Raw genomic sequence first — 25,778 nt, forward strand, 5'->3', positions numbered from 1 at the left:
AAGGATATTTTGAACACCATGGAATACGGACCTTCCCCCGAGAGCAATGCCGACGTTGTGCAATGGCTGGATCGGCACGGCCGCCGCTTCGGGCACTTCATCGAAGGCCGCTTCGTGACGCCCGACGGCCGGCCGGCGATCCCGGTGCGGAATCCGGCGACCGGAGAAGACCTGGCCACCGTCGTGTGCGGTTCGGCCGAGGATGTGGATCAGGCGGTGCGGGCGGCGCGCAAGGCGTTTGGCGCCTGGTCGCGCCTGCCGGGGCATGAACGCGCGCTGCACCTGTATGCGATTGCCCGGCACATCCAGAAGCGCAGCCGTTTCCTGGCTGTGCTGGAAACCATGGACAACGGCAAGCCCATCCGCGAGACCCGCGACCTGGACATCCCGCTGGCCGCGCGGCATTTCTATCATCACGCGGGCTGGGCGGCGGTGCTTGAGGACGAATTTCCGGGATACGGCCCATTGGGGGTTTGCGGCCAGGTGATCCCCTGGAATTTCCCGCTCTTGATGCTGGCCTGGAAAATCGCCCCGGCACTGGCCGCGGGCAATACCGTGGTGCTGAAACCCGCCGACTTGACGCCATTGAGCGCGCTGGCCTTTGCCGAAATCTGCCAGGAGGCCGGCCTGCCCGCCGGCGTCGTCAACATCGTCCAGGGGGATGGCGGCACCGGGGCCTGGTTGTGCGGGCATTCGGGCGTGGACAAGGTGGCTTTTACCGGCTCGACCCGGGTCGGGCGGCTGATCCGCGAACAGATTGCCGGGTCGGGCAAGCGCCTGTCGCTGGAATTGGGCGGAAAATCGCCCTTTATCGTGTGTGAGGATGCCGACCTGGACGCCGCCGTCGAAGGGGTGGTGGATGCCATCTGGTTCAACCAGGGGGAAGTCTGCTGCGCAGGGTCGCGCCTGCTGGTGCAAGAGGGGATTGCCGGGCGTTTCTACCAGCGTCTGCGCCAGCGCCTGGACACCCTGCGGGTGGGCGATCCCCTGGATAAATCCACCGATGTGGGGGCCATCGTGTCGGCCGCCCAATTGCAACGTATCCAGGGGCTGGTGCAACAGGGCCTGGATGAAGGCGGCGTGCTGTGGCAAAAGGCGGGCCCGTTGCCCGCGCAAGGGCATTTCATCACGCCCGGTTTTTTTACCGGAACCGATGCGTCGGCCACGGTGTGCCAGGAAGAAATCTTCGGCCCGATTGCCGTTTCCATGACCTTTCGCACGCCCGACGAAGCCGTCTTGCTGGCCAACAATACGCGCTATGGCCTGGCCGCGTCGATCTGGTCCGAGAACATCAACGTGGCGCTGGACATGGCGGCGCGGGTCAAGGCCGGCGTGGTGTGGGTCAATGCCACCAATCTGCTGGATGCCGGGGCCGGCTTTGGCGGATACCGTGAGAGCGGTTTCGGGCGCGAAGGCGCGCGGGAGGGGATGTACGAATACCTGGCCGCGTCCTGGGAAGCTGCGCCCGATGTTGGTGCTGGTGCTGGTGTCGATGCTGGTGCCGATGCCGCTGGTGCTGGTGTCGGTGCTACCGATGCCGGTGCTGCCGGTGCCGGTGCTGAGATCGAAGCCGGTGCCGGGCCGGTTGCGGCGCTTTGCGCCGCCCCCGCCGGGCTGGCGCCGATGGCGGGGCCCGCCGTCGACCGCACGGCCAAGCTGTATATCCATGGCAGGCAAGTGCGCCCGGACGGCGGGCACTACTACAGCGTCCTGGGGCCCCAGGGCCAGGTCGTGGGCCAGGCGGGGCTGGGCAATCGCAAGGATATCCGCAATGCCGTCGAGGCGGCGGCCAAGGCGGGCGGCTGGTCGGCCATGGCGGCGCCGGCACGGGCGCAGGTGTTGTATTTCCTGGGTGAGAATCTTGCCGCCCGCTCGGAAGACTTCGCCCGGCGGCTGGTCGGGGATGCGGGCGCGTCCCCGGACCGCGCGCGTGAAGAAGTGCGGGCAGCCATCCGCCGCACGTTCTACTATGCCGCCCAGGCCGATAAATTCGATGGCGCCGTGCATGCGACGCATTCACGCCATGTGACGCTGGCCATGCATGAGGCCTATGGCGTCATGGGCCTGGTTTGCCCGCAAGCGGCCCCTTTGCTGTCGCTGGTGTCGCTGATATTGCCCGCCATCGCCATGGGCAACCGGGTCGTGGCGGTGCCGTCGGCCGCCCTCCCGCTGTTTGCCATGGACTTCTACCAAGTCCTGGATACCTCCGATGTGCCGCCCGGGGTCGTCAATCTGGTGACGGGCGATGGCGCGTCATTGGCTGGGACGCTGGCCGGCCACGCGGAGGTCTCCGCCCTCTGGTACGCGGGTTCGGCGGCGGACTGCGCCCTGGTCGAGCGCGCCGCTGCGGGGAATCTCAAGGCATGCTGGGCGGTCGGATCCCGGGATTGGCTGGATCTCCAGCAAGGGCAGGGGCGCGCCTATCTGCGCCATGCGGTGCAGGTCAAAAACATCTGGATTCCCTACGGGGCTTGAATGAGGACGCCCGCATGCCGCCGTGTGTACTGGGAATCGATATCGGGACATCCGCCTGCAAGGCGCTGTTGCTGGCGGAAAACGGCCAACTGCTGGGCAGCGAGACCATCGCCTACGGCTTGATGCAGCCGCGCCCGGGCTGGGTCGAGCAAGACCCGGCGTCGTGGATCAACGGCGCGCAGATCGCCGTGCAGCGCCTGCTGGCCGCGCAGCGCCCGGTTCGGGTGGCGGCGGTGGGCTTGACCGGGCAGATGCATGGCCTGACGCCGCTGGATGCTTCGGGCCGGGTCTTGCGGCCCGCCTTGCTGTGGAACGACCAGCGGAATGCCGAAGAATGCGCCTGGGCGGTGGATGCGGCCGGCGGGCCCCAGGCGCTGCATGCCTATACCGGCAATGGCATGTTGCCGGGTTATACCGGCGGCAAGCTGCTGTGGATGCGGCGGCATGAGCCCGCGTTGTTTCGCCGCCTGCGCCACGCGCTCAATCCCAAGGATTATCTGCGCCTGGTGCTGACCGGGGAAATCGCCACCGAGGTGTCCGATGCGTCGGGCACCGGGCTGTTCGATGTGCGCCGCCGCGTCTGGAGCCAGCCTTTGATGGATCGCCTGGATCTCGATCCCGCCTTGTTCGCGCCTTGCCACGAGTCTCCCGAGATCACGGGGCGGGTCAGTGCCCGGGGCGCGGCGCTGTTCGGTTTGCCCGCCGGGATTCCCGTGGTGGGGGGCGGGGGCGACAGCATCATCCAGACGCTGGGTTCCGGCGTGCTGGCGCCGGGGGCGGTGCAGACCATTATCGGAACCGGCGGCATCGTGGCTTCCACGCTGGACGAGCCGTTGGACGATCCCGCCCATCGCCTGCAGGTGTTTTGCCATGTGCTGCCGGAAAAATGGCACGCCATGGGCGTGACCCTGAACGCGGGCTTTGCCATGAGCTGGGCCCAGCGCCTGCTGCGCGGGTTTTCCGACGAAGCGCACTGGTCTTACGATGACATGGCGGCCATCGCCGCCCATAGCCCGGCGGGCAGCCGAGGCCTGATTTTCCTGCCTTACCTGAACGGCGAACGGGCCCCCTATGCGGATCCGGCGTTGCGCGGCGGTTTCATCGGGCTGATCTCCCTGCACCAGCCCGCCGATATCGTGCGCGCGGTGATGGAGGGCATCGTCTATGCGCTCTACGATATTTACACCCTCATGGCGGCGGCGGGAATCCAGGCCGACACGCTGCGGGCCTCGGGGGGCGGGGCGCGTTCCGCCCTGTGGCGCCAGATGCAGGCCAGCCTGTTCGATTGCCAGGTGGTGACCACGCAAGGGGCCGCCGAAGGGGCGGCTTTCGGAGCGGCCCTGGTGGCCGGCCTGGGCGTGGGTCTGTATGCGGATCCGGCAGAGATTGCCCGGATTTGCCGGCCGCTGACCATCGAGGTCGTCGACCCGGCCATGCGCGAGGGCATGCAGGCGGGCTTTTCTGTCTACCGCGCCTTGCATGCCGCGCTGGCAGAACACTTGCATGGGCTTTCGCGCACTTTTGGCGGGCCGCCGCCGTAGTGCGGCGGGCGGGCCAGGCCATCGGGTTGCCGCCGCGTGCCATCCAATCGCTGACATTGCCGACGCGGATCGCGGCCTTGCGCCATCGGGGCGGCCGCTTTGGGGCAGGCGGCCCGCCCCCGCGCCGTTCAACGCGGCATGCCGCATACAAGGCGGTGTGTTTGATCTGTGTTAAGGCGGGTTTTTTCTGGATGAAATACTATATGTTGTGTTTAAAAATAAATTAAACACAATATTTAGCTTTCTAAGCAGCTTTCCATTCATTTTCCTTTCTTGCGCCGGCCGCCATCGGGCGTGCCGCCGTGGGTTTCCTATTCCTTTTCAAACCGCCATCGCCCATGCAAACCCCTCCCGTTTCGTCCGCCATCGGCCAGCAGATGCTGGCCCAAAGCAAATTCTTCATGGGCTATGCCCGCTGGGATGATTCCCGCGATGCCTACGAAACCTGGCCTCGGGCCGTGGCGCGGGTGATGCGCATGCACCGGGAAAAATACGCCCGCCGCCTGACGCCCGAACTATCGGCGCTGATGGCGCAGGCCCGGTCGGCCTACGAAAACCAGCTGGTTCTGGGGGCGCAGCGCGCCTTGCAGTTCGGCGGAGAGCAAATCCGCAAGCACGAGGCCAAAATGTATAACTGCAGTTTTTCCTATGCGGATCGGCCCGCGTTTTTCCAGGAGGCCATGTATCTGCTGCTGTGCGGCTGCGGGGTCGGTTTTTCGGTGCAGCCGCGCCATGTCCAGGCGCTGCCGCCGATTGCCGCCCGCGCCGCCGGCCAGGCCCGTATTTTCCAGATTCCCGATTGCATCGAGGGCTGGGCGGATGCCTTTGGCGTCCTGCTGTCGTCGTATTTCGTCCGGGGCGGCCCCTTTCCCGCTTATCAAGGGACGCCTGTGCATTTCGACTACAGCCGCATCCGCCCGGCGGGGGCCATGATCAGCGGGGGGTTCAAAGCCCCGGGCCCCGATGGGCTGCGGCGGGCGCTGGAACGCTGCGAGGCCCTGCTGGAAACCGTGCTGGCCCGGGGGCAACAGACGCTGTCCCCCATCGTGGTGTACGACTTCGTGATGCACATGGCCGATGCCGTGTTGTCGGGCGGGGTGCGGCGTTCCGCCACCATCTGCCTGTTCGATAAAGACGACGAGGCCATGCTGGCCGCCAAGACCGGCAATTGGTACGTGGACAACCCGCAGCGCGGGCGCAGCAATAATTCGGTCATCATCCAGCGCGACCGGCTGACCCGGGCCGAATGGGCGCGCATCATGCGCTCGGTGCGCGATTATGGCGAGCCGGGTTTTGTGTTTACCGACAATCTCGACTTCGGTTTCAACCCCTGCGTGGAAATCGGCCTGTATCCCGTGGCCGAAGACGGCCGCACCGGGTTCCAGTTCTGCAATCTGTCCGAAATCAATGGCGCGGCCTGCGCCACGCGGGACATTTTCCTGCAGGCGTGCCAGGCGGCGGCGGTGCTGGGCACCTTGCAGGCGGGCTATACGGATTTTCATTACCTGGATTCGGCTTCGCGCCATATCACTGAACGCGAGGCCCTGATCGGGGTGTCCATCACCGGCTGGATGAACAATCCCAAGGTTTTGTTCGACGAGGCCCTGCTGCGCGAAGGCGCCGATCTGGTGCGGGCCACCAACCGGCGGGTTGCGCGCCTGCTGGGCATACGGCCGGCGGCCCGCACCACCTGCGTCAAACCCAGCGGCAATGCCTCGGTGCTGCTGGGCACGGCGTCGGGCATTCACGGCGAACACGCGCCGCGCTATTTGCGGCATGTGCAGATGAATGCCCAGGACGAAGTCGCCCGGCTGCTGCTACAGGAAAACCCCGCCATGTGCGAGCCTTCAGTCTGGAATGCGCAGGACATCGGGGTGGCGTTTCCCGTGATTCCCAAGGCCGGGTCACTGTACAAGGATCAGCTTCTGGGCGTGCGGCAGCTGGAATACGTCAAACGGGCGCAGCGCAGCTGGGTGGCGCAGGGCACCGACCCCGCCCTGTGCCGCGATCCGCGCCTGCGCCACAATGTGTCCAACACCGTCACGGTGGACGACTGGGATCAGGTCGAGCAATACCTGTTCGACAATCGCTCGTGTTTTGCCGGGGTGTCCTTGCTGGCGCAGCACGGCGACCGCGCCTATCCGCAGGCCCCGTTCACGCAGGTCTATACGGCGGAGCAGATCATCGCCCGTTATGGCCAGGGGGCGATGTTCGCCTCGGGGCTGATCGTCGATGGCCTGCACGCCTTCAATGGCAACATCTGGCTGGCCTGCGACACCGCCCTGGGGCGGGGGCTGACGCTGTCCGATGGCGCCGGCGATTTGCTGAAACGCGATTGGGTGCGCCGTTTTGAGAAATTCGCGCACAACTATTTTGGCGATGATGTCCTGCAGACCTCGTTTTGCCTGAAAGACTGCCACAACCTGCACAAGTGGCACGGGGTGCTCAATGCCCTGACGCCCATCGACTTCGCCCAGCGGCTGGGCGAGCCGCGCTACACGGATGCCGACCAGTTGGCCAGCCAGGCTTGTGTCGGCGGGGCTTGTGAAGTGGCGTTTTAAAGGGGGTTATTTTGCCAGAAACCGCTGCGTCAAATGCACCCAATAGGCGGCGCCGATCCCGATGTTGTCATCGTTGAAATCATAGCCCGGGTTGTGCACCATGCAGGCGCCAGGCTGTTCGCCCGCGCCGTTGCCGATCAGCAGGTAGCTGCCGGGACAGCGTTCCAGCATATAGGCGAAATCCTCGCTGCCGGTCAGGGCGGGCCCCTGATCGGTCATTTGGCCGGCCCCGACAAGCTCAAGCCCCACTTGTCGCGCCAGGGCGGTTTCGGCGGGGCTGTTGACCAGCACGGCATAGCCTCGACGGTAATCCACGGTGGCTTTGACCCCATAGCCTTCGGCCTGCGCATGGGCCAGCGTGGTGATCCGTTGCTCGACATCCTGGCGGACTTTGGAATCCAGCGTGCGCACGCTGAGTTCCAGCCTGGCGCTTTGTGGAATGACGTTGTTGGCCTGGCCGGCTTGCAGCACCCCCACGGAAATAACGGCGGTGGCCAGTGGATCGACATTGCGCGACACAATGGTTTGCAGGGCCATGACCAGGCTGGCGGCGGCGACGACGGGATCGGCCGCCTTATGGGGCAGGGCGCCATGGCCGCCGGTGCCCTCCAAGGTGATGTACACCTTGTCGGACGAGGCCATCATGGGGCCTTCTCGAAACACCAGATGCCCTTGCGGCCAGCCGGGCATGTTGTGCATGGCGAAAATGGCATCGCAGGGGTATTTTTCAAACAAGCCGTCCGCAATCATCCGCATGGCGCCGCTGTCGTCCGTGCCGTATTCTTCGGCGGGCTGGAAAACAAGATTCAAGGTGCCCGAAAATTCGTCCGATTGCGCCAGCGCGCGCGCCGCGCACAGCAGCATCGCCGTGTGGCCGTCATGGCCGCAGGCGTGCATGACTCCCGGGCGACGGCTGGCGTAATCCAGCCCCGTGGCTTCTTCGATGGGCAGGGCGTCCATGTCGGCCCGCAGTCCAAGGCGGCGGGGGCTGGCGCCCCGGCGCAGCTGGCCCACGACACCGGTGCCGCCCAGGCCGCGTTCGACGGTATAACCCCAGCTTTCCAGCTTGTCGGCCACAAGATCGCGGGTGAGATGCTCTTGAAAGGCCAATTCGGGTTGTTGGTGGATGTCTCTGCGCAGTTGGATGAACAGGTCGGTGTGTGGTGCGATCAATGCAAATGCGTGGGCTGGAGATGCGGTCATCATGGTCGAGGTTTCGTGAAAGGTTGACAGCTTGGGCGGGCGGGCCGCCGTCGGGGGCGGCGGGGTTCAATCGGCCAGTGCTTTGTCCTGTCCGGTTTCAGGGATCAGCAATACGCCGAGAATGGTGGCCAGGCTGGTGATGATGACGTAGAACGCGGGCGCCGCCGGGTTTTGCATGGTTTCAATCAGCCAGGTCACGACAAACTGGGTGGATCCGCCGAAAATGGCGACCCCCACCGCATAGACGACCGACAGCCCCAGGGCGCGTATATGGCTGGGGAAAAGCTCGGGAATCGCCACAATGGATGGGGCGCCGCTCATGGCGGTCAGGCTGGCCAGCACCACCGTGGCTAGGGCCAGCGTGCCCAGGCTGGTATGGTTGATCAGCAGCATGAAGGCGGGATAGGTCAGCACCAGCAGGGCGATACGGGGCCATAGAATCACGGGTTTGCGCCCATAGCGGTCGGACAGCCAGCCGCCGGCCAGGGCGCCCAGTAGGGTCAGCAGGCCGAACGTGATGGTGGCCATCATGCCGATGGTGGACGAGAGCTTCAGGGTGGTGATCGCATAGCTGGTCATGTACATGGCGACATAGGTGGAGACCGTTCCCCCGATGACGACCAGAATGCCCAGGACGACCGCCCGCCAGTGATTGCGCAAGCGGGACGATGAGGATCGGCCTTGCGAGGCGGCTTTGTCGATGTCCAGCGATTCCGGCATGTGGCGGCGCATGTAGATGGCCACGAAAATCAGCACCGAACCCAGCAGAAAGGGGATGCGCCACCCCCAGGCCAGCATTTGCGCTTCGGTCAGCACCAGCGTCAGCGTCACCCCGATCAAACCGGCGGCCAGGGCGGCCAGCCCCTGGCTGGCCAGTTGCCAGCTGCCATACAGGCCTCTTTTTCCAGGGGGCGCGACTTCGATCAGGTATGACGTGGACGGGCCCACTTCACCGCCCAGGGCCAGCCCCTGGATCAGCCGGCACAGAACGACGAGGATGGGCGCGGCGATGCCGATGCTGGCATAGGACGGCGTGATGGCCAGCCCCAGCGTCCCCACCACAATCAGCGCAATGGTGAGCAGCATGGCTGGCTTGCGCCCGGCGCGGTCGGCAAAGGCCCCGATCAGGACACCGCCCAGGGGGCGGGTGACGAATCCGACGCCGAATACGGCCACGGACATCAGCAGACTCATGAAAGGCGAGGTGGAAGGGAAGAAGGTTTTTCCGATCAGGACGGCAAAAAAAGCATAGGTCGTGAAATCGTAGAACTCGATGGCATTGCCGGCGACCGTGGCCGCCACGATACGGCGTGTGCTTGCTTGCGCGGGGTCGCGGGTGGCCTGCGGGGCGCGGGCAACCGCGGGTGCGGCCATGGGATGGCCGCTGATGATGGGGCTCATGGATTTGTCTCCGGTCATGTCTTGGTGTTGTGGGTTTTTGATTTTTTTTGATAGTAGCGAGGGTGTTAAAATTCGTCCAATGCATAATTTTCTTTAATACAATGCAAATTACTCATTGATAAGCCGATGAATCTGAAACAATTGCAGCATCTGCTGGCGGTGGCCGATCTGGGCTCGTTCAGCCAGGCGGCCGAGCGGCACTACATCAGCCAATCGGCCTTGAGCCGAAGCATCCAGGCGCTGGAAAGAGAACTCGACGTCTGTCTGATCGACCGGGTGGGCAAGCACAATGAACTCACGCCGTTTGGCCGTGTCGTGGCGCAGCGGGCGCGGCGCATGGTGCACGATGCGGGAGAGTTGCGGCGCAGCGCGCAGTTTTTACAGGAAGGCAAGATCGGCACCTTGCGGCTTGGCCTGGGTTCCGGCCCCAGTGCGATACTCATGCGGCCGTTTTTACGTCATATGGCATGCCGCTATCCCGGGGTTGAGGTCAGCATCGCCCCAGGTTCCACCGAGCTTCAGATCCCGTTGCTGCGGCAGCGCGTGTTCGATGTGCTGGTGGTGGACATGCACCGGATCGCCCCCAGCCCCGACCTGATCATCGAAGACCTGGGCAGCATGCGGGCGGGTTTTTCCTGCCGGGCCGGGCACCCTTTGCTGGAACGCAATGGGCGGGTGTCTTTCGATGACATGCGGCGCTACCCTCTGGCGAGCACCCCCCTGAGCGCCGAAGTGGCGCGCGATCTCATGGCGCGCTATGGGGCGGGGGCCGACCCGCAAACGGCGGTGACTTTACGGTGCGATGATATTCCTGCCCTGCTGGATGTCGTCCGGCATAGCGACGCCGTCTTTTTGGGCATTCTGGCCGCCATTCGCCCCCACCAGGAAGCAGGGCATCTGACGGAACTGAGGCTCGCCCCCGCATTGGATGCCGTGGCGCGCTTTGCCTTTGTGACGCTGGCGGATCGAACCGAAGCGCCGGTCGTGGGCCTTTTACGCCAGTTCGTGATCGACGTGCTGCATGATTGATCGCCGGGCGCGTCCGCGTGATGTCACTGTCGCCACAGGGCCGCGGCGACAATGCCGGCCCCAATCGCCAGCAGCGGTTTTTTGGCCACCAGCATGATGACGGCCGTGGTCAGCAGCGCCAGCCGCGCGCCGTTGTCGCCTTCGACGGCCAGCGGCGCCAACAGCGCCACCAGCACAGACCCGGACATGGCGCTGATGAATTGCCGGACCCGGCGGCCGATGGGCACGAACGACATGATGAACAGCCCGCCCCAGCGCGTGGCCAGGGTGACGATCGCCATGATCAGGATGATGAGCAGCGTGCCGGCTGCGGATGTGTCGATGCTCATGCGTTTTGTTCCGTCCAGAATGCCCCCAGGATGCCGCCCGCCACGGCGCCCACGACGATGTGGCTGTTTTCGGGCAGATAGCGCCAGGCCAGCAGCGCGGCGCCGGCCGCCACGGTCCAGATGACGAACAGGCGCAGGTTTTTTTGTCCGCTGATCACCATCGCCAGGAGAAAGCAGCCCATTACCATGTCCAGCCCCAGGCTGACCGGATCCTGGATGGCGTTGCCGAAGTACAGCCCCAGCCAGGAGCCGAACACCCAGGTGACCCACAGGGCGATGCCCCCGCCCAGCAGCAGGCCCAGGCCGGATTCGCCGCGCTCGAACGCCTGCATGGACATGGCCCAGTTGGCGTCGGAAACGACCAGCATTGCGCCGTAGCGCTGGGTGGCCGGCAGATGGCGTATCCAGGGATAGAGCGTGGCCCCCATCAGCAGGTGGCGGGCGTTGACGGCAAAGACTGTGATCACCAGCGGGATGATCGGCACCTGAGCGCCCCAGAGATCCAAGGTGGCGAACTGCGACGCGCCGGCAAAGACCAGCGCGCTCATGATGACCGTCGAGACCCCGTCCAGCCCCGATTGCGTGGCGGCCAGCCCGAAGGCCAGGCCGAACACAATGACGAAAAGGGAAATGGGCAGCAGCTGCTTGAAACCCAGCCATACCTCATGGGGATGCAGGGCACAGGCGGCGATGGGCGGGCGGTTTTCTGGGTTGTTCGGGTTCATACATCGGTGAAGGTGTTGCGGTTTATGTCCAGTCTGCCATATCTGTCCGCAGTGGCGGGGCTTGTTCCTGCGTACAATGAAAATATCCGCTTTGTTCTGGATTGATCCCATGCTGATTTACAACGTGCGCAGCCCCGCGCAAAGCCAGTCGCCGCTGGCGCAGGCCTGATATGGCGTCCGTGGTGGCTTCCCGTTTCGTTCGGGGCGGGGCGGCCTTGCTTCTGGCGCTTGCACTGGGCGCTTGCGACAGCCTGGGCGGCAAGCCGCCCGCGTCGATGCAGATTGCCCTGCTGGGTTTCAATGATTTCCATGGCAACCTGGATGCGCCCCATCTGGCCGTGCCCGTCAAGACACCGGATGGCGCCCTGGCGTCTGTGCCCGCAGGTGGGGCGGCGTACTTGGCCAGCTTGGTGCGGCAGCGCCGCCAGCAGCATCCCCACACGGCTTTGGTGGCGGCGGGCGACCTGATCGGTGCCTCGCCCATGTTGTCTTCCTTGTTCCTGGACGAGCCCACCATCGAAGCCTTGAATGTCCTGCGGCTGGACTTTGCCGCTACCGGCAACCACGAATACGACCAGGGCTGGCGCGAACTGCAGCGTATGCAGCGCGGCGGCTGTGACGCCTGGACCAGCAAGCCGCCTTGCCGCTTGGGCCATCGCTTTGCCGGAGCCGATTTCAGCTACCTGACGGCCAATACCCTGGGGCCTGACGGCCAGCCCTTGTTCGCGCCCACGGGAATCAAGTTTTTCCGGGAAAACGGCTTGGAAATCGGGGTGGGCTTCATCGGCCTGACTCTGCGCGAAACGCCCGCCATGGTGCGCCAAAGCGGGGTGGAAGGCCTGCGGTTCACAGACGAGGCCGCCGCCGCCAATGCCCAGATCGCTCCTCTGCGGGCCCAAGGGGCCGATGTCATCGTGCTGCTGATCCACCAGGGCGGCAGCAAGCCGGGGGGAGATTTGCAAAGCCAGGATTGCGACGGGCTGTCCGGCGACTTGCTGCCCATTCTGGCGCGTCTGTCGGATCAGGTGGATGTGGTGATCTCAGGGCATACGCATCAGGCCTACCTGTGTGATTACGGGCAAATCAACCCGGACAAGCCGTTCATGGTGACCAGCGCGGGCCTGTATGGCACCTTGTTGACGGAAATCGTGCTGACGGTGGATGGCCGCTCGCGCCGGGTGGTGGACAGGCAGGCGCGCCAGCATATCGTGCAGGGCGAACCTCATGGCGACCAGGCGGGGGCGGTTCCCCTGGTGCCGATGTTTCCGGTCTATCCGGCCGATCCCCGCATCCAGCAGCTGCTGGCCCCATATCGTGCGGTGGCCGACACGCTGGCGGCCGAACCCGTCGGCCAACTGGCCGGCCTGGCAACGCGCCAGCTGCTGCCCAATGGCGAGAGCGTGGCCGGCCGCCTGGTGGCCGATGCCCTGCTGGCCGCCACCCAGGCTCCGGCTGATGGCGCCGCCCAGATCGCTTTTATGAATTCCGGCGGTATCCGGGCGGACATGGTCCCCGATGCCCACGGGCGGATCAGCTACGGTCAGTTATATGCCGTGCAGCCTTTCGGCAATACCTTGATGAGCATGACCTTGACCGGCGCCCAGATCCAGCAACTGCTGGAACAGCAGTTCGACAGCGGCACCAACACGGTGGACCAGCCTCGTATCCTGCAGGTATCGGAAGGTTTTGTTTACCAGTATGATCGCCGCGCACCGACGGGCAGGCGCATCAGCCGGATGCAACTGCACGGCCAGCCGCTGGACCCCGACCGGGACTATCGGGTGGGGGTGCAAAGTTATCTAGGCGGGGGCGGCGATAATTTCAGCGTATTTCGCGGCGGCCGCGATATCCAGGGCGGCGGGCTGGATCTGGATGCCTTGGTGGATTACATTCGCAGCCGCAGCCAGGCTGGGCCCGTGTCCTTGCCCATGGCGGCACGCATCCAGGATGCGGGCCGAGCATCCGAAGGGTTTTAATGCTGGCTTTGGCGATTTTCGTGTTTACCCTGGTGTTGGTCGTCTGGCAGCCCAAAGGCCTGGGAATCGGCTGGAGCGCCCTGGCGGGTGCCGCGCTGGCCCTGTTGGCCGGGGTGGTGCAGCTTGCGGATATCGCCGTCGTTTGGCAGATTGTCTGGGATGCCACGTTTACCTTTGTGGCCCTGATTGTTATTTCGCTGATTTTGGATGAAGCCGGTTTTTTTGCCTGGACTGCGTTGCATATTGCACGTTGGGGCAACGGCCGGGGGCATAGGCTGTTTCCGTTGCTGGTGCTGCTGGGCGCGGTGATCTCTGCCTTCTTTGCCAACGATGGTGCGGCGCTGCTGCTGACGCCCATCGTCATTGCCATTTTGGTGCGCCTGAAATTCACCCCCCAAGCCACCCTGGCCTTCATTATGGCCACCGGGTTCATCGCCGATACCGCCAGCTTGCCGCTGGTGATTTCCAATCTGGTGAATATCGTCAGCGCCAATTATTTTGGCGTGTCGTTTACGCGTTATGCGGCCGTCATGGCGCCGGTCAATCTGGTGTCCATTCTGGCGACCCTGGCCGTGCTGTGGCTGGCGTTTGGCCGCCACATTCCGCGCCGCTATCCGGTGGACGCGCTGGAAGATCCGGCGGCGGCCATCGTCGATGCGCAGGTGTGTCGGCTGGCTTTTCCCTTGCTGGCCGTCTTGCTGGTGGCCTATTTCGTGCTGTCCGCCTGGCGGGTGCCGTTCAGCCTGGTGACCGGGGCGGGGGCACTGGCGCTGCTGGGGGTGGCGGGGCGCGTGGGCCAGCGCCAGCCGGGCGTGGTGCCCCTGGCCAAAGTCATGCGCCATGCGCCCTGGCAAATCGTGTTGTTTTCCCTGGGTATGTACCTGGTGGTCTATGGGTTGGGGCAGGCGGGCCTGGCGGCGCTGGGGGCCGCCGCCCTGGAATGGCTGAGCCAACTGGGGCCGCTGGCCGCCACGGTGGGGGCCGGGTTCCTGGCGGCGGTGACGGCCTCCGTCATGAACAACCTGCCGTCCACGCTGCTGGGCGCCCTGGCCGTGGATCATGCCCAGGTGCCTGACTTGACGAGGCAGTTGATGGTGTATGCCAACGTGATCGGGAACGATCTCGGGCCGAAATTCACGCCCATCGGCAGCCTGGCGACCCTGCTGTGGCTGCATGTGCTGGCCGCCAAGGGCTATCGCATTGGCTGGGGGCAGTACATGAAGATCGGCCTGCTGATTACGCCGCCTGTGCTGCTGGCCACGTTGTTGGCCCTGGCCTGGTGGCTGCCGCGAGTGGCCGCGTTGTGATGGGTCGGGTCTTGGATAAGACCGGTTTTTGACGAGGCCGGCTGGCCCTTGGGCGGCTGGTGCCATGTTTTTTTGTGGGATGATGGCGGGTCGTGGCCTATTTGTGGTTTCCTGTGCTAGAATTGCTGTCTTTCGGGGACGTAGCTCAGCTGGGAGAGCGTCGCGTTCGCAATGCGAAGGTCGGGAGTTCGATCCTCCTCGTCTCCACCAAAACATACGCCTGACAGGTCTCTGTCGGGCGTTTTGTTTTGGTGGATCCCCGCGTGGCCTGCCACTCTCGCGGTTGTGCGTGTGCCACGGAGATCTAGCCGCTGTTGTCATTTCTGGCGGTTCGGCCCTCTTTCCCTCTCTGTTTCTCAGAAAAATATCGCGAACCCATCGCCAATAGCACAGGCAAAAGGGTTGCTGGATCAACAAGATAGGCGTGACAAAAATATCGCAGTTCGTCTTATCTCCTGCCCAGGCAAAAGATAAGATCACGATCATCACGCCATCGGAAACCCGCCATGCCCCTTCTTGTTGCTCTTGATGAGTACGACACCACCCTTCGCGCCATTGCTTCTCATGCAGAGATCGGGCTTCAAGACCCATCTAGTCAAACAGCAGCACTACGGATTATTTTGGGTCTATGCCACAAGGCTGATGAATCCGTGGCCGACACGATGACCCACGCCACCAGGCAGATCGCCGGACTTCTGAATACGACTGAGGCTCTGACATAGGCCAACGCTTCAGCATCAAGCATGTGGGGACTGCGCCGCGTCCGCATACCCAGGCCTCGCACACTGCATAGCGTACAGCCCTTCTCTGTTGTTGACTTCCACCAGAACACCGAACACTCGACGAGCCTGTTCATGGTTCGGATGTTTGAACAGATCCCCAGGCTTAGCACTTCCACTACCAGCCGCCCGCATCACTCGCAAGGCAGGCACGGGTTGCCCTTTCAACTGCCAGAGCGCCCTGAACACCGCCGCCTGCATCGGTGTCAGTCGGATCGGAGCCTCCAGGATCTCGGGCACAGTCACCCATCGAAAATCTTCCGAGAATGGCCCACAAACCGGCAAGGTGGGATCTACTGATACCGCCACATCCACAGAAGGGGTCATTGGCGAACCTTCGGGCTGGCCAATGGCCGATATCCCATCCCCGTACAGAATAAATCGCTCCTGTAACGGCAGCCACTGCACGCTGCCACCAAAAGGCAGCCCTTGGACATCGTATGCAGTTGGCGTGATCAAACGTGTGACGCCACCTGCAACACGCACACGCTCCAGCAGGCCCGGGGTCTTCCACACACGCATGAGATCCCTGGAGAGAACAACCGGACTCTGCCGTACATCACCGATACGCCACACACCATCGGCCAACTGATCGACCCCGTCACGGCTCTGTATGCCTAGCGCGAGCCTCAGTGATTGCTGCATCCAGACATCATTAATCACCCACGCGTCGAAGTCGTGGGCACCCACCTCCACGATTCCGCATCCCGGACAACGGCCTACGCTCCCTGCCGCAGAACCGAGCACCGAAATACTATGCTCACCGCAATAGGGACACAGAACCATACCGTGGCCAGCAACCGCGCGCCCGACCGCCTTGCCCAGGGTGCTAAGCGCTACCCGATCTGCTTGAGACAACAAAGCAGATCGGACAGGTTGCCCACACTCGAACAGGCGACAAACCAGAGCCCAGGAGTCATGAACCGACACGACGACAGCCTCAGGTCAGATCTTCATCTGCACCAATAGGATCATCCTGCCCGTCCCTCACGACGTTGGCAGTCAGAGTTTGCCCTTCATCCAAGATGCCTGCCAGCACCAAGTAGCTCTCCAACTGCTGCTTCAACGACTCATCGTACTTGTGCAGATTGAGACGGCCTCGATGTGTTACTTCGATTTTGACGGCCTTGCGCCGAATCTTGCTAGGCTCCGGCGGATAGTACAGATCAACCTGAGCGGCGGTCACGGTCCAGTCACTCCCCAGGAGACCTGATGTCGCAGGATTGCCCCGCAACAGATCGGTAATGCTTTCATCATCGCTTCGCCCCATGGCGCTGGCAGCAATCTTCATCTTGCCCTGCACATCCTGTAGCGTGATCGACTTCACTCGTGCCGAAACGAAACCGTCCGCGTAAACCTCTGGCACATTGAAACCCAGACGCAAGGACGACAGATCCAAATGAGGTGGGCGCAGTCGTTGAGGATCGATATGATCACAGTGAAGGATATGTTTGGCGAACGCTGTCAGAAAAGCCTTCTGATACTGAACACCGCCGGTGACGATACTCTGTGTCACCCCCGTCCTCGGGCAATACTCGATGGCCGGAACAAATTCCGGATTGCCAACGCGTTGCTTGAGGGTCGGCCCTACAAACTCTACCCTCAACATGGGCAGGTCTTTGAGATGCAAAGTCACGAGCACATTGCCGGAGCTGCGCACCATCCCATACGCCACCCCAAACTCACCATTGCCCTGTTTCTCTCGGTAGTAATCCCCCACAGCTACTCGAAAGGCATCCAACGCAGCAGGACCGAGATCAGGCATCACCTTGATACCCAGGTCATGCCTATAAGCACGGGGCTCGTAGCCATCGAAATACAGCAAGTCCATGGCCTGATCAAAGAGACCTCGGTGATGGACATACAGCCAGAATGCTCGATGCAGGTCACTGTACTTTGACGTGAGCTGCACCATTACCGCCACGTTGGTCAGCGTAGCCGCCTCATAGGCGGCCTCACGACCTGCAGGATGTGAAAGTGCCGCCACACGCGAGAGGTCCGCCAACAAGGCATCCCTGGCCGCTGTATCTGTCCAGGAATTCACTGCTGTCACTACAGCAGCGGGAGCCGTGTCGGCGTCACTCCAATCCAGTCCGGCAGGCAGTGGCACAGACCTGTCGGCCAGGAACTTACGCATTGTGGCGTCGGGAGGGAGACTCAGCAAAACTACATCATGATTGTGCTTCACGGAACAGCTCCTGCAGGCGAGGGTTCAAGGCGGCTTTGGCAATCCAGATTGTTATTTCAACCAACAAATTCACTTGGATGTAAAGCCAGTAAGAACAATTGTATCTTTTCCAGCCATTATGTCAAACAGGAAAGTAATCCTGTCCCGTTCATGTACTTACTTGCTATACTTCCGGGTTGAGTTAATGTGAACTACTGACAGGAGAGAGCCATGGGTACTACCGCGTTCGGTCAGCGACTGCGGAAGTTCCGTCAGGCCAGAGGCCTGACCTTGCAACAAGTTGCTGATGACGTTGGCTGCACAAAAGCCTACATATGGGAGTTGGAAATGCGCGAAGGCCCCCGCCCAACAGCGGAGCGCCTGAACGCCATTGCCAAAGTCCTTCACGTCACGCTGCCAGACCTCATGGGCGAATCGCCTGAGGGGGTGCCACAGGCCAGTCCAGATGACGTCGTGTTCTTTCGCAACTACGTCGGCAGGACCGAGGCTCAAAAGCGGCAGATCAAGGAGATGGCCAATCTGCTGTTTGCGGTACAGGACACGGCTAAAGACCAAGACCAATGACCGACGCGAGCACCCTGACACCGTTTCGTGCAGCGAGTGACTTGATCAAGGTGATCCGGGCATTTCACGGCGATCCTCACCTGGCACGAATTGATCTTGAAGAGTTGCGCAACATCCTGCCGCAGACTACACATGGCAAAGGCATCAGCGAGATCGTGGCACCGTTGCCCACCACCGACAGGGAGTTCGAAGGCGCTCTTATGCGCGATTCAGCCGACGCCTCCCGCTGGGGCATCCTCTATAACAGTCACGCCAGCCGAGAACGCCAGCGGTTCACCGTCGCTCACGAATTTGGGCACCTCGTTTTGCACCGCCATCTGCAATCGACCTTTAATTGCAGCAAAGAGGACGTTTACGCCAGCCTAGACGGCGCTCGAGATATCGAACGTGAGGCCGATGACTTCGCAGCCAACTTATTGATGCCTGGCGATCAAGTCAAAACCATCCTGGATCGCACAGACCTCAACTTCCACCACCTGAGCGAAGCCGCCACAGAGTTTGGCGTGTCCCTCGAGGCCATGTGCCTGCGATTCATCAAATACACCACTCAGCGCGCGATCCTGATTCACTGGGACAGCGGGTTCATGAAATACCATTGGCGCAGTGACAAGGCCGTGCGCACCGGGACTCGCCTCACTCATCGAGTGGGCACCGTAGCTGCCGACCGATATCTCAACACGGTGGCCAGCGACGAACTGACCATGCAGCATTGGGAAGGCGAAACCATCCCGGCACACCTCTGGTGCTCAACAGAAGCACCCTACATGAAACTGCGTGAGTGTAAACACAGCCACCCGGATCGGGATCGAGTGCTCACTTTGCTGTTTTTCGAAGGTGCCGAACCGCGCTGGTAAAGGCGCCTTCCCCACCTATCAGTAATTATCAACGCTGAAACCGCCGTCATTCGTGGACTCAATGGACCCAAAGCTACCTGTACCGTAGTCATAGGTGTCATAACCACCTCGACCATTCGGCGTCACCTCGCCAAATGTCCCAGTACCGTAGTCATAAGTGTTGTAACCACCACCAGAGCGCGGCGTGGCATCGCCATACGATCCAGATCCATAATCGTACGTCTGATAGCCGCCACCGGCCTTCGGGGTGACATCGGTATAGCTGCCGGTGCCATAGTCATAGACGCTATATCCGCCATTTCCCGTCGGTGATACATCGGAAAAAGTACCGCTGCCATAGTTAAAACAGGAATACCCTCCATTGCCATCTGGACTGCACTGGGTTTGTGCCACGGCGGTTACTTGGAACAACGCCAGAGCCGACAACACGATGAGCCGCTTCATGATCATCCTCTTCCGAGCACTACCAAACATATTACAGCAAGTAACGGCACACCGTAGCATAGATTGAGTTCCCTATATCCGGACAACCGTCTATGTCGAAATCAAACTCATCTAATACCAGTACTCAATCTGCCACGCCCCGGCACACGCAACAGGAAATCGCCGACGCCCTTGCCTTCGGCGTGCTGCGCCTCTTGGCGCAAGGCCAAAATCAGCCATCTACGGACACAGACTTGGTTTGCCTTGGCTTCTGCCCACCACAGAGCGTTACTACGAACCCCGGCGACCAGAACGGAGTTCAGCCATGACGACACAGGCACAAGCGACGCAGCAAGCATCGGTAGCAGCCAGGATTGCAGCCCTTCCCCAACTCCCGATGGAGGCCCTTTGGGCGCTATGGGACGAGCATTTCAAAGACCGACCCGGCCACCATCACCGATTATGGTTAGAGTCCCGTCTGGCGTACAAAATCCAGGAACTGGCTTTCGGTGGCCTGAAACCCTCCACCCGGCGCAAGCTCGAAAAGATCGGTGAAACAGGTCTGTTGCCCAGCCGCCTGCAGCGTGACGCTGACCAGTTGCTGCCTGGCACCGTGTTCACCCGAATCTACGATGACGTGGAGCACCGTGTGACGGTCTGCGGGGTTCGCAGCTTTGAATATCACGGTCAGCGTTTCAAAAGCCTCTCGGCGGTCGCACGGACGATTACCGGCACCAACTGGTCTGGCCCCGCCTTCTTTGGCCTCAAACCCACCAGTCGCAATAAAGAGGCGACGCAATGAACACCTCCACCATGGTCATCAAAAAACGCTGCGCTGTGTACACGCGCAAATCCACGGATGAAGGGCTGGGTCAGGAGTACAACAGCCTGGAGGCCCAGCGCGATGCGGGCCTGGCCTACATCACCAGCCAACGCCACGAGGGGTGGGTGGCCTTGGACGACACGTTTGACGATGGCGGCTACTCAGGCGGCAACATGGAACGCCCCGGCCTTCAGCGCTTGATGCGACAGGTGGAGGCAGGCCAAATCGACATCATCGTGGTCTACAAAATCGACCGCCTGACACGTAGCCTCTCAGACTTTGCCCGCCTGGTGGATGTGTTCGACCGCACTGGCGTGTCCTTTGTGTCGGTCACTCAGCAGTTCAATACCACCACCAGCATGGGGCGACTGACGCTCAATATTCTGCTGTCTTTTGCACAATTCGAACGTGAAGTCACTGGCGAACGGATCCGCGACAAGATCGCCGCCAGCAAAGCCAAGGGCATGTGGATGGGCGGCATGCCCCCGCTGGGTTACGACGTTGTTGACCGCAAGCTCGTCGTGAACGAACGCGAGGCAGACCTCGTGCGTGACATCTTCCGCCGGTACGCCGAACACGGGTCTGCCGCCCGCCTGGTGAGGGAATTAGCTATCGAAGGCCACACCACCAAAGTCTGGACTACGCAGGCAGGCAAGCACCGACCGGGACGCTACATTGATCAGCAGTACATCTTCAAGCTGATCCGCAATCGACTTTTTCTGGGTGAAATCACGCACAAGGGCAAGGCATACCCCGGCCAGCATCAGGCTGTTGTGCCTCAACCGTTATGGGACGCGGCGCATGCTGTCATTGATAGCCGCAAGACAGGGCCACGCGAGCATTACAGCACTCACCCTGCACTGCTTGCCGGAATCCTATTTGCAGCCGATGGTCAGCGCATGCTGCCCACCTTCACACGCAAGAAAAACGGTCGGATGTACAGATACTACGTCCCGTACCAGCACAAAAAACGTCATGCGGGCGCAACCGCCAATCCAGCCGCCTCTGATCTTGGACCTTTGCCTGCCGCCGATCTTGAAATCGCAGTGTTGGAGCAGGTCCATTTGGCCTTGCAGACACCCGAGATGCTGGTCGCCGTCTGGCAGTCAGCACAGCGGCAAACCGCGCAGCCCATCGACGAAGCGCAGGTCGTGCTCGCCATGAAGAACATTGGGTACGTATGGGATCAGCTTTTCCCCGCTGAGCAGCAGCGCATCGTACGCCTGCTGATTGACCGGGTGCAGCTTCACGATCAAGGCCTCGACATCCATTGGAGCGAGGACGCTGGGGCGGGCTTTGCAAACGGAGTCACCGATCATCCACTCATTGATGAGATGGCGCAGGAGGCTGCGGCATGATCACCAACCCTCGCTTGCAGGCAGTACGCATCACTGCCAGTGGCGCATCCCGGAATTATATCCAAGATCAGCATCGGGTCACAGCGGTACCGCTGGCAATTCGACGCCGTCAGAACCGCAAGGTACTCACCCCACCTTCCGGATCCAGTTCTGCGCTGGCTGCAGGTGGCCTGGACGCCCCCATGATTAAAACCCTGGGCAAAGCCTTTTACTGGCTACGCCAACTGGAAAGTGGCAAATACCACACCATAGCCGAGCTTGCCAGATCACAGGGGCTTGAACCTGGGTGGGTCGCTGAGGTATTGCGCCTGACACTTTTAGCGCCTGATATCATCGAATCAATCCTTGCTGGCCAGCAGGCTCGACATTTAAATCTACAATCGTTACGAGGTCGAGGCCAAGACTGGCCACGAAACTGGATGGAGCAGCAGAGTGCTTTATACGCAAATGTCGACGATTGACGTTACCCAATGCCCGACTGAGGAACTGCTGAAGCTCCATTCCGCAATCCTTCAAGAAATGCAACAACGTGGTGTGCTTCGTACACGAAATAATATCGTCGGGGACTACACGGAATGGCTTGTGGCAGACCGCCTGAATTTGCAACTCTGTCCCAACTCCATGAAGGGCTACGATGCTACTGACGCCGACGGCCTGCGATATCAGATTAAAGGCCGCAGAACCTCCGCGACGAACAAGTCTCGGAAGCTCGGTGTGCTCCGTGATCTGGATACAGAACCGTTTGACGTTCTGGTTGCTGTGATTTTCGATGAAAACTGGGCCGTCCTCTCGGCCTTCCGCATTCCATTTCAGGCTGCAAAAGACCTCTCAAAGCCCAGCGCCCATCAAAATGGGCATCTGCTGCACGCTTGGGCCAGCCTTCTCAATCATCCGGAAGTCACGGACCTTCGAGAACTGCTTTCCGGACAAGGCACCACACTGAAGTCAGCGCAGTAGTCTTTTCCCGCCAGGGAAAACATCACCCACACCTTCCTCTAGCGGTTTCCATCGCGATCTGAAACTGACCTCCCACACGGTCAGTCGAGTCGCGTGCGCCCGTACGATTCTGCTCACCGAACACGCCCCGTCAACAGCCAGGTGACCTCTGCGGCTGGGCCGACACCAGCAGGGAAAACGAAGTTTCGCGTTTTTTCCCCGCTGCGTCCATCGTGATTTCCCCGCCAAAAATTTGAAATGACACCCATTCCTCAACGACTTCATGGGAGTCATTCATGCCTTATCAAGCACCCACATTCGGCAGCAATCCGCCGCCGTCAGACACCACCCACCTCTCGCCCGGGGACCGCCGGGTCCTCAACGAAAACGAACTCGCGCAACGCTGGGGCCTGAGTCCCAAGACGCTGCAACGCTGGCGCAGCGAAGGGTCCGGCCCTCGGTATCTGAAGCTCTCCCGGCGCGTGTCCTACCCCATCGAAACCATTCTGGAATTCGAGCAGCGCATCTTGCACCGCTCGACCTCCGAGCGTGTGGGCTAAGGGGGATCGACATGCACGACATCACAATTCTGCCCGCTGATCTGATCCGGCTACTCCAGACCGATCTCACCCGGCTCGATGTCCACCGCCTGCAGGAGCTGATCCTTGGCGTGGATTACGAGATCGCCATGCTGAAAAAAGCCAAATCCCAGGTCGATGCGGCACTCACCAAACGCTACGGCGAGCAGGCCCAGACCGCCCTTGCCGCCACAGGCCGCGATTTCGGCACCGCCCACCTCACCGATGGCGACGTGGCCATCAAGGCGGAATTGCCCAAGCGCGTGCGCTGGGATCAGGAAAAACTGGCCGAAATCGCCCGCCGCATCACAGCCGCAGGGGACACCGTCGAGGACTTCATCGACGTGAAATTGTCTGTCTCCGAGTCTCGCTACAACGCCTGGCCTCCCACCCTGCGCGATCAATTCACCCCCGCCCGCACTGTCGAAGCCGGAAAACCCACCTTCACCTTGACCTCCGGGGAGGACTGACCATGTCCGCAATCATGCCCTTTGCCTTCGAAAATCACAATGTTCGCATCCGATTGGATGATGCTGGTAACCCATGGTTCGTCGCCGCAGACGTGTGTGCAGCATTGGAATTGCCCGAAACTCATAAGGCTGTCGCACGCCTCGATGAGGACGAAAAGGACCGGAATTCAATTCCGACCCCTGGTGGCAGTCAAGATATGACCGTCATCAACGAGCCTGGGCTCTACAGCCTGGTGCTCGGCAGCCGCAAGGCAGCCGCCAAACGCTTCAAACGCTGGATCACTCACGACGTGCTGCCCGCCATTCGGCAGACCGGTCACTATGCAGCACCGGGATCGTTTGCCGCACTGCCCACTCCCACCCAAGACCAAGTCCAGGCCTTGCTGCTCGTAGGCGAGGCCGTGGCCAAAGTGCCTGGGGTCAAACAGGGTATCGCGATGGCGGCGACCTTGACCTGCATCTCGGAAAACACCGGCCTCACCGTTGAAACTCTGCGCCGTGCGCTGCCCGCGAACGACGAGCCGATCTGCGCATTAAACGCCACGCAGTTGGGCAAGCTGATCGGCAAATCGGCCAAAGCCACCAACCAGCTGCTCGCGGCCAACGATCTGCAATTTCGCAATGACCGTGATGAATGGGAGTTGACTGACTACGGCCAAGAATGGGCCGAAGCCATGCCGTACTCCCGCAACGGCCATTCTGGATACCAGATTCTCTGGAACCCGGCGGTCGCGGGTCTGTTTGTGGAGGTGGCGTAATGGCACTTCCCATCATTAGCGCTGACCAACGCATTGCAGAGCATTCCGGCGCAAAAATTGCGCTGTTTGGCAAAGCTGGAATCGGCAAAACCACGCTACTCAAAACCTTGCCGGAAGGCTCCACCTTATTCGTCGATCTCGAGGCGGGCGACCTGGCGGTCAAGGACTGGCGAGGCGACTGCGTGCGCCCTGCAACCTGGCCCGAGTTTCGGGATCTGGTCGTGTTTCTGGCTGGGCCAAATAAGGCACTGCCCGCCGATGCGGCCTTTTCCGAAGCCCACTACGCAGCGGTCTGCGAACGATTTGGCGACCCGGCGCAACTTGCCAAATACACCACGTATTTCGTCGACAGCCTGACCGTGCTCTCGCGTCTGACCATGGTCTGGGCCAAGACCCAGCCGCAGGCATTCTCCGAACGCACCGGTAAGCCTGACAGCAGGGGCGCGTATGGCTTGCTTGGCCAGGAGATGATCACCGCACTCACGCACCTGCAGCACGCCCGAGGCAAAAACGTGGTGTTCGTGGCCATTCTGGACGAACGCACAGATGACTTCAACCGCCGCATTTTCGTGCCGCAGATCGAAGGCAGCAAGACCGCAAGCGAGCTTCCCGGCATCGTCGACGAAGTCATCACCTTGGCCGAAATCAAGGCCGAGGACGGGTCCTCCTATCGGGCCTTCGTCTGCCAAACGGTCAACCCCTACGGTCTACCCGCCAAAGACCGATCCGGCCACCTGGATCTACTTGAGCCGCCTGACCTCGGTGCCTTGATCACCAAATGCACCGGCACCGCCCTGCCTGCCCAATCTACTGAAATCCAGGAGTAATCCGCCATGACGACCAACAATACCACCAGCTGGAATGATTTCAACGACGCCGAAGGCCAGTCTGGTGCCTTTGATCTGATTCCCAAAGGCACCATCGTGCCGGTACGCATGACCATCCGTCCAGGTGGTTACGACGATCCCGCCCAGGGCTGGACCGGGGGCTATGCCAGTGAGACGTTTGAAACCGGGTCGGTTTACCTCTCCTGCGAATTCGTTGTGCTCGCAGGGGAATTCGCCAAACGCAAGGTCTGGTCATTGATTGGTCTGCACTCGCGCAAAGGGCCGACCTGGGGCCAAATGGGCCGATCCTTTATTCGAGCAGCACTGAACTCCGCTCGCAACATTCACCCCAAGGACAACAGTCCGCAGGCCGCCGCTGCCCGCCGCATTCAGGGTTTTCAGGATCTGGACGGCATCGAGTTTCTTGCCCGAATCGACATCGAAAAAGATGGCCGGGGCGACGATAAAAACGTCATTCACACGGTCATCGAACCCGATCACCCACAGTACGCCAAAGTGATGGGCGTGCCCGCCAAGGCGGCCCCCAGCGGCCAAGTTGCAACGGCCACGCCTGCGCCTGCCGTGACACAGGCTCCAGCGACGACCGTGACCTCGACACCGGCACCAGCGCCTTCCACTGGCAGGCCCACCTGGGCGCAATAAGGGAGGTGGC

26 protein-coding genes and 1 tRNA gene are annotated in these 25,778 nt (G+C 61.6%); 19 read left to right on the top strand and 8 right to left on the bottom strand.

Annotated elements, in window-relative coordinates; genetic code table 11:
• The first annotated feature begins 18 nt into the window (after positions 1–18).
• From ACMHYJ_RS06080 to ACMHYJ_RS06090, 3 genes are all read left to right on the top strand, one after another.
• Positions 19–2,475, top strand: coding sequence for an aldehyde dehydrogenase family protein (locus ACMHYJ_RS06080; RefSeq protein WP_414245494.1), 2,457 nt, complete (start codon positions 19–21; stop codon positions 2,473–2,475).
• A gap of 14 nt (positions 2,476–2,489) precedes the next feature.
• Positions 2,490–4,016: a xylulokinase gene (gene xylB / locus ACMHYJ_RS06085; protein ID WP_414245310.1), complete on the top strand. Its 1,527-nt coding sequence runs from the start codon at positions 2,490–2,492 to the stop codon at positions 4,014–4,016.
• 338 nt (positions 4,017–4,354) lie between these two features.
• Complete coding sequence (locus ACMHYJ_RS06090) at positions 4,355–6,577, top strand: hypothetical protein (protein ID WP_414245311.1); 2,223 nt, start codon at positions 4,355–4,357, stop codon at positions 6,575–6,577.
• A gap of 6 nt (positions 6,578–6,583) precedes the next feature.
• On the opposite strand, the gene ACMHYJ_RS06095 is transcribed toward ACMHYJ_RS06090, so the two are convergent.
• Together ACMHYJ_RS06095 and ACMHYJ_RS06100 are read right to left on the bottom strand one after the other, a co-directional pair.
• Positions 6,584–7,783 (bottom strand): M20 aminoacylase family protein, encoded by a 1,200-nt coding sequence (locus ACMHYJ_RS06095; RefSeq protein WP_414245312.1) that lies wholly within the window; start codon positions 7,781–7,783, stop codon positions 6,584–6,586.
• Between the two features lie 63 nt (positions 7,784–7,846).
• Positions 7,847–9,154 (bottom strand): MFS transporter, encoded by a 1,308-nt coding sequence (locus ACMHYJ_RS06100; protein ID WP_414245495.1) that lies wholly within the window; start codon positions 9,152–9,154, stop codon positions 7,847–7,849.
• Between the two features lie 153 nt (positions 9,155–9,307).
• Between ACMHYJ_RS06100 and ACMHYJ_RS06105 the strand changes: the two genes are divergently transcribed.
• Positions 9,308–10,210 carry a LysR family transcriptional regulator gene (locus ACMHYJ_RS06105; protein ID WP_414245313.1) on the top strand — a complete coding sequence of 301 codons (903 nt, stop codon included), beginning with the start codon at positions 9,308–9,310 and terminating at the stop codon, positions 10,208–10,210.
• Between the two features lie 23 nt (positions 10,211–10,233).
• Here the strand turns inward: ACMHYJ_RS06105 and ACMHYJ_RS06110 are convergent, their stop codons facing one another.
• Together ACMHYJ_RS06110 and ACMHYJ_RS06115 are read right to left on the bottom strand one after the other, a co-directional pair.
• A complete protein-coding gene (locus ACMHYJ_RS06110; protein WP_414245314.1) occupies positions 10,234–10,539 on the bottom strand; it encodes an AzlD family protein in 306 nt (101 codons plus the stop codon).
• A complete protein-coding gene (locus ACMHYJ_RS06115; protein ID WP_414245315.1) occupies positions 10,536–11,264 on the bottom strand; it encodes an AzlC family ABC transporter permease in 729 nt (242 codons plus the stop codon). Before ACMHYJ_RS06115 ends, ACMHYJ_RS06110 begins: the two co-directional genes overlap by 4 nt.
• A 170-nt stretch (positions 11,265–11,434) precedes the next feature.
• Between ACMHYJ_RS06115 and ACMHYJ_RS06120 the strand changes: the two genes are divergently transcribed.
• The 4 genes from ACMHYJ_RS06120 to ACMHYJ_RS06135 all read left to right on the top strand — a co-directional run bounded on the left by ACMHYJ_RS06120 (position 11,435) and on the right by ACMHYJ_RS06135 (position 15,269).
• Positions 11,435–13,240 (top strand): bifunctional metallophosphatase/5'-nucleotidase, encoded by a 1,806-nt coding sequence (locus ACMHYJ_RS06120; RefSeq protein WP_414245316.1) that lies wholly within the window; start codon positions 11,435–11,437, stop codon positions 13,238–13,240.
• A complete protein-coding gene (locus ACMHYJ_RS06125; protein WP_414245317.1) occupies positions 13,240–14,547 on the top strand; it encodes an arsenic transporter in 1,308 nt (435 codons plus the stop codon). Before ACMHYJ_RS06120 ends, ACMHYJ_RS06125 begins: the two co-directional genes overlap by 1 nt.
• Positions 14,548–14,681: 134 nt before the next feature.
• Positions 14,682–14,757: transfer RNA gene (locus tag ACMHYJ_RS06130), tRNA-Ala, on the top strand.
• A 296-nt stretch (positions 14,758–15,053) separates the two neighbouring features.
• Complete coding sequence (locus ACMHYJ_RS06135) at positions 15,054–15,269, top strand: hypothetical protein (protein WP_414245318.1); 216 nt, start codon at positions 15,054–15,056, stop codon at positions 15,267–15,269.
• A gap of 15 nt (positions 15,270–15,284) precedes the next feature.
• On the opposite strand, the gene ACMHYJ_RS06140 is transcribed toward ACMHYJ_RS06135, so the two are convergent.
• Positions 15,285–15,971 (bottom strand): hypothetical protein, encoded by a 687-nt coding sequence (locus ACMHYJ_RS06140; protein WP_414245319.1) that lies wholly within the window; start codon positions 15,969–15,971, stop codon positions 15,285–15,287.
• Between the two features lie 295 nt (positions 15,972–16,266).
• On the bottom strand, positions 16,267–17,514 hold the full coding sequence (locus ACMHYJ_RS06145; RefSeq protein WP_414245320.1) for a hypothetical protein: 1,248 nt from the start codon (positions 17,512–17,514) through the stop codon (positions 16,267–16,269).
• 210 nt (positions 17,515–17,724) lie between these two features.
• On the opposite strand from ACMHYJ_RS06145, the gene ACMHYJ_RS06150 reads away from it, so the two are divergent.
• Positions 17,725–18,078 carry a helix-turn-helix domain-containing protein gene (locus ACMHYJ_RS06150; protein WP_414245321.1) on the top strand — a complete coding sequence of 118 codons (354 nt, stop codon included), beginning with the start codon at positions 17,725–17,727 and terminating at the stop codon, positions 18,076–18,078.
• Positions 18,075–18,932 carry an ImmA/IrrE family metallo-endopeptidase gene (locus ACMHYJ_RS06155; RefSeq protein WP_414245322.1) on the top strand — a complete coding sequence of 286 codons (858 nt, stop codon included), beginning with the start codon at positions 18,075–18,077 and terminating at the stop codon, positions 18,930–18,932. The genes ACMHYJ_RS06150 and ACMHYJ_RS06155 overlap by 4 nt, the downstream gene beginning before the upstream one ends.
• A gap of 18 nt (positions 18,933–18,950) precedes the next feature.
• On the opposite strand, the gene ACMHYJ_RS06160 is transcribed toward ACMHYJ_RS06155, so the two are convergent.
• Positions 18,951–19,376 carry a hypothetical protein gene (locus ACMHYJ_RS06160; protein WP_414245323.1) on the bottom strand — a complete coding sequence of 142 codons (426 nt, stop codon included), beginning with the start codon at positions 19,374–19,376 and terminating at the stop codon, positions 18,951–18,953.
• A gap of 304 nt (positions 19,377–19,680) precedes the next feature.
• On the opposite strand from ACMHYJ_RS06160, the gene ACMHYJ_RS06165 reads away from it, so the two are divergent.
• The 4 genes from ACMHYJ_RS06165 to ACMHYJ_RS06180 are packed head-to-tail and all read left to right on the top strand — an operon-like array spanning position 19,681 to position 22,493.
• A complete protein-coding gene (locus tag ACMHYJ_RS06165) occupies positions 19,681–20,157 on the top strand; it encodes a DUF2924 domain-containing protein (RefSeq protein WP_414245324.1) in 477 nt (158 codons plus the stop codon).
• On the top strand, positions 20,154–21,536 hold the full coding sequence (locus tag ACMHYJ_RS06170) for a recombinase family protein (protein ID WP_414245325.1): 1,383 nt from the start codon (positions 20,154–20,156) through the stop codon (positions 21,534–21,536). The genes ACMHYJ_RS06165 and ACMHYJ_RS06170 overlap by 4 nt, the downstream gene beginning before the upstream one ends.
• Entirely contained in the window at positions 21,533–21,997 is a 465-nt protein-coding gene (locus ACMHYJ_RS06175; protein ID WP_414245326.1) for a hypothetical protein, read from the top strand. The genes ACMHYJ_RS06170 and ACMHYJ_RS06175 overlap by 4 nt, the downstream gene beginning before the upstream one ends.
• The gene (locus tag ACMHYJ_RS06180; RefSeq protein WP_414245327.1) at positions 21,984–22,493 is read left to right on the top strand and encodes a DUF6998 domain-containing protein; all 510 of its coding nucleotides are present in this window, start codon (positions 21,984–21,986) and stop codon (positions 22,491–22,493) included. Before ACMHYJ_RS06175 ends, ACMHYJ_RS06180 begins: the two co-directional genes overlap by 14 nt.
• 130 nt (positions 22,494–22,623) lie before the next feature.
• Here the strand turns inward: ACMHYJ_RS06180 and ACMHYJ_RS06185 are convergent, their stop codons facing one another.
• Entirely contained in the window at positions 22,624–22,770 is a 147-nt protein-coding gene (locus ACMHYJ_RS06185; RefSeq protein WP_414245328.1) for a hypothetical protein, read from the bottom strand.
• Between ACMHYJ_RS06185 and ACMHYJ_RS06190 the strand changes: the two genes are divergently transcribed.
• Genes ACMHYJ_RS06190 through ACMHYJ_RS06210 form a run of 5 tightly spaced genes read left to right on the top strand, consistent with a single transcriptional unit; the run spans position 22,769 to position 25,768 of the window.
• Positions 22,769–23,032: a helix-turn-helix transcriptional regulator gene (locus ACMHYJ_RS06190; protein WP_414245329.1), complete on the top strand. Its 264-nt coding sequence runs from the start codon at positions 22,769–22,771 to the stop codon at positions 23,030–23,032. The two genes, ACMHYJ_RS06185 and ACMHYJ_RS06190, sit on opposite strands and share 2 nt — an antisense overlap.
• Positions 23,033–23,043: 11 nt before the next feature.
• The gene (locus tag ACMHYJ_RS06195) at positions 23,044–23,520 is read left to right on the top strand and encodes a hypothetical protein (RefSeq protein ID WP_414245330.1); all 477 of its coding nucleotides are present in this window, start codon (positions 23,044–23,046) and stop codon (positions 23,518–23,520) included.
• A gap of 2 nt (positions 23,521–23,522) precedes the next feature.
• Positions 23,523–24,278 carry a Bro-N domain-containing protein gene (locus ACMHYJ_RS06200; protein WP_414245331.1) on the top strand — a complete coding sequence of 252 codons (756 nt, stop codon included), beginning with the start codon at positions 23,523–23,525 and terminating at the stop codon, positions 24,276–24,278.
• Complete coding sequence (locus ACMHYJ_RS06205) at positions 24,278–25,105, top strand: ATP-binding protein (protein ID WP_414245332.1); 828 nt, start codon at positions 24,278–24,280, stop codon at positions 25,103–25,105. Before ACMHYJ_RS06200 ends, ACMHYJ_RS06205 begins: the two co-directional genes overlap by 1 nt.
• Before the next feature lie 6 nt (positions 25,106–25,111).
• Entirely contained in the window at positions 25,112–25,768 is a 657-nt protein-coding gene (locus tag ACMHYJ_RS06210) for a hypothetical protein (protein WP_414245333.1), read from the top strand.
• Positions 25,769–25,778 lie beyond the last annotated feature (10 nt).

It is taken from the genome of Castellaniella hirudinis, from assembly GCF_047468865.1.
GTDB classification, from domain to species: Bacteria; Pseudomonadota; Gammaproteobacteria; order Burkholderiales; family Burkholderiaceae_B; genus Castellaniella; species Castellaniella hirudinis_A.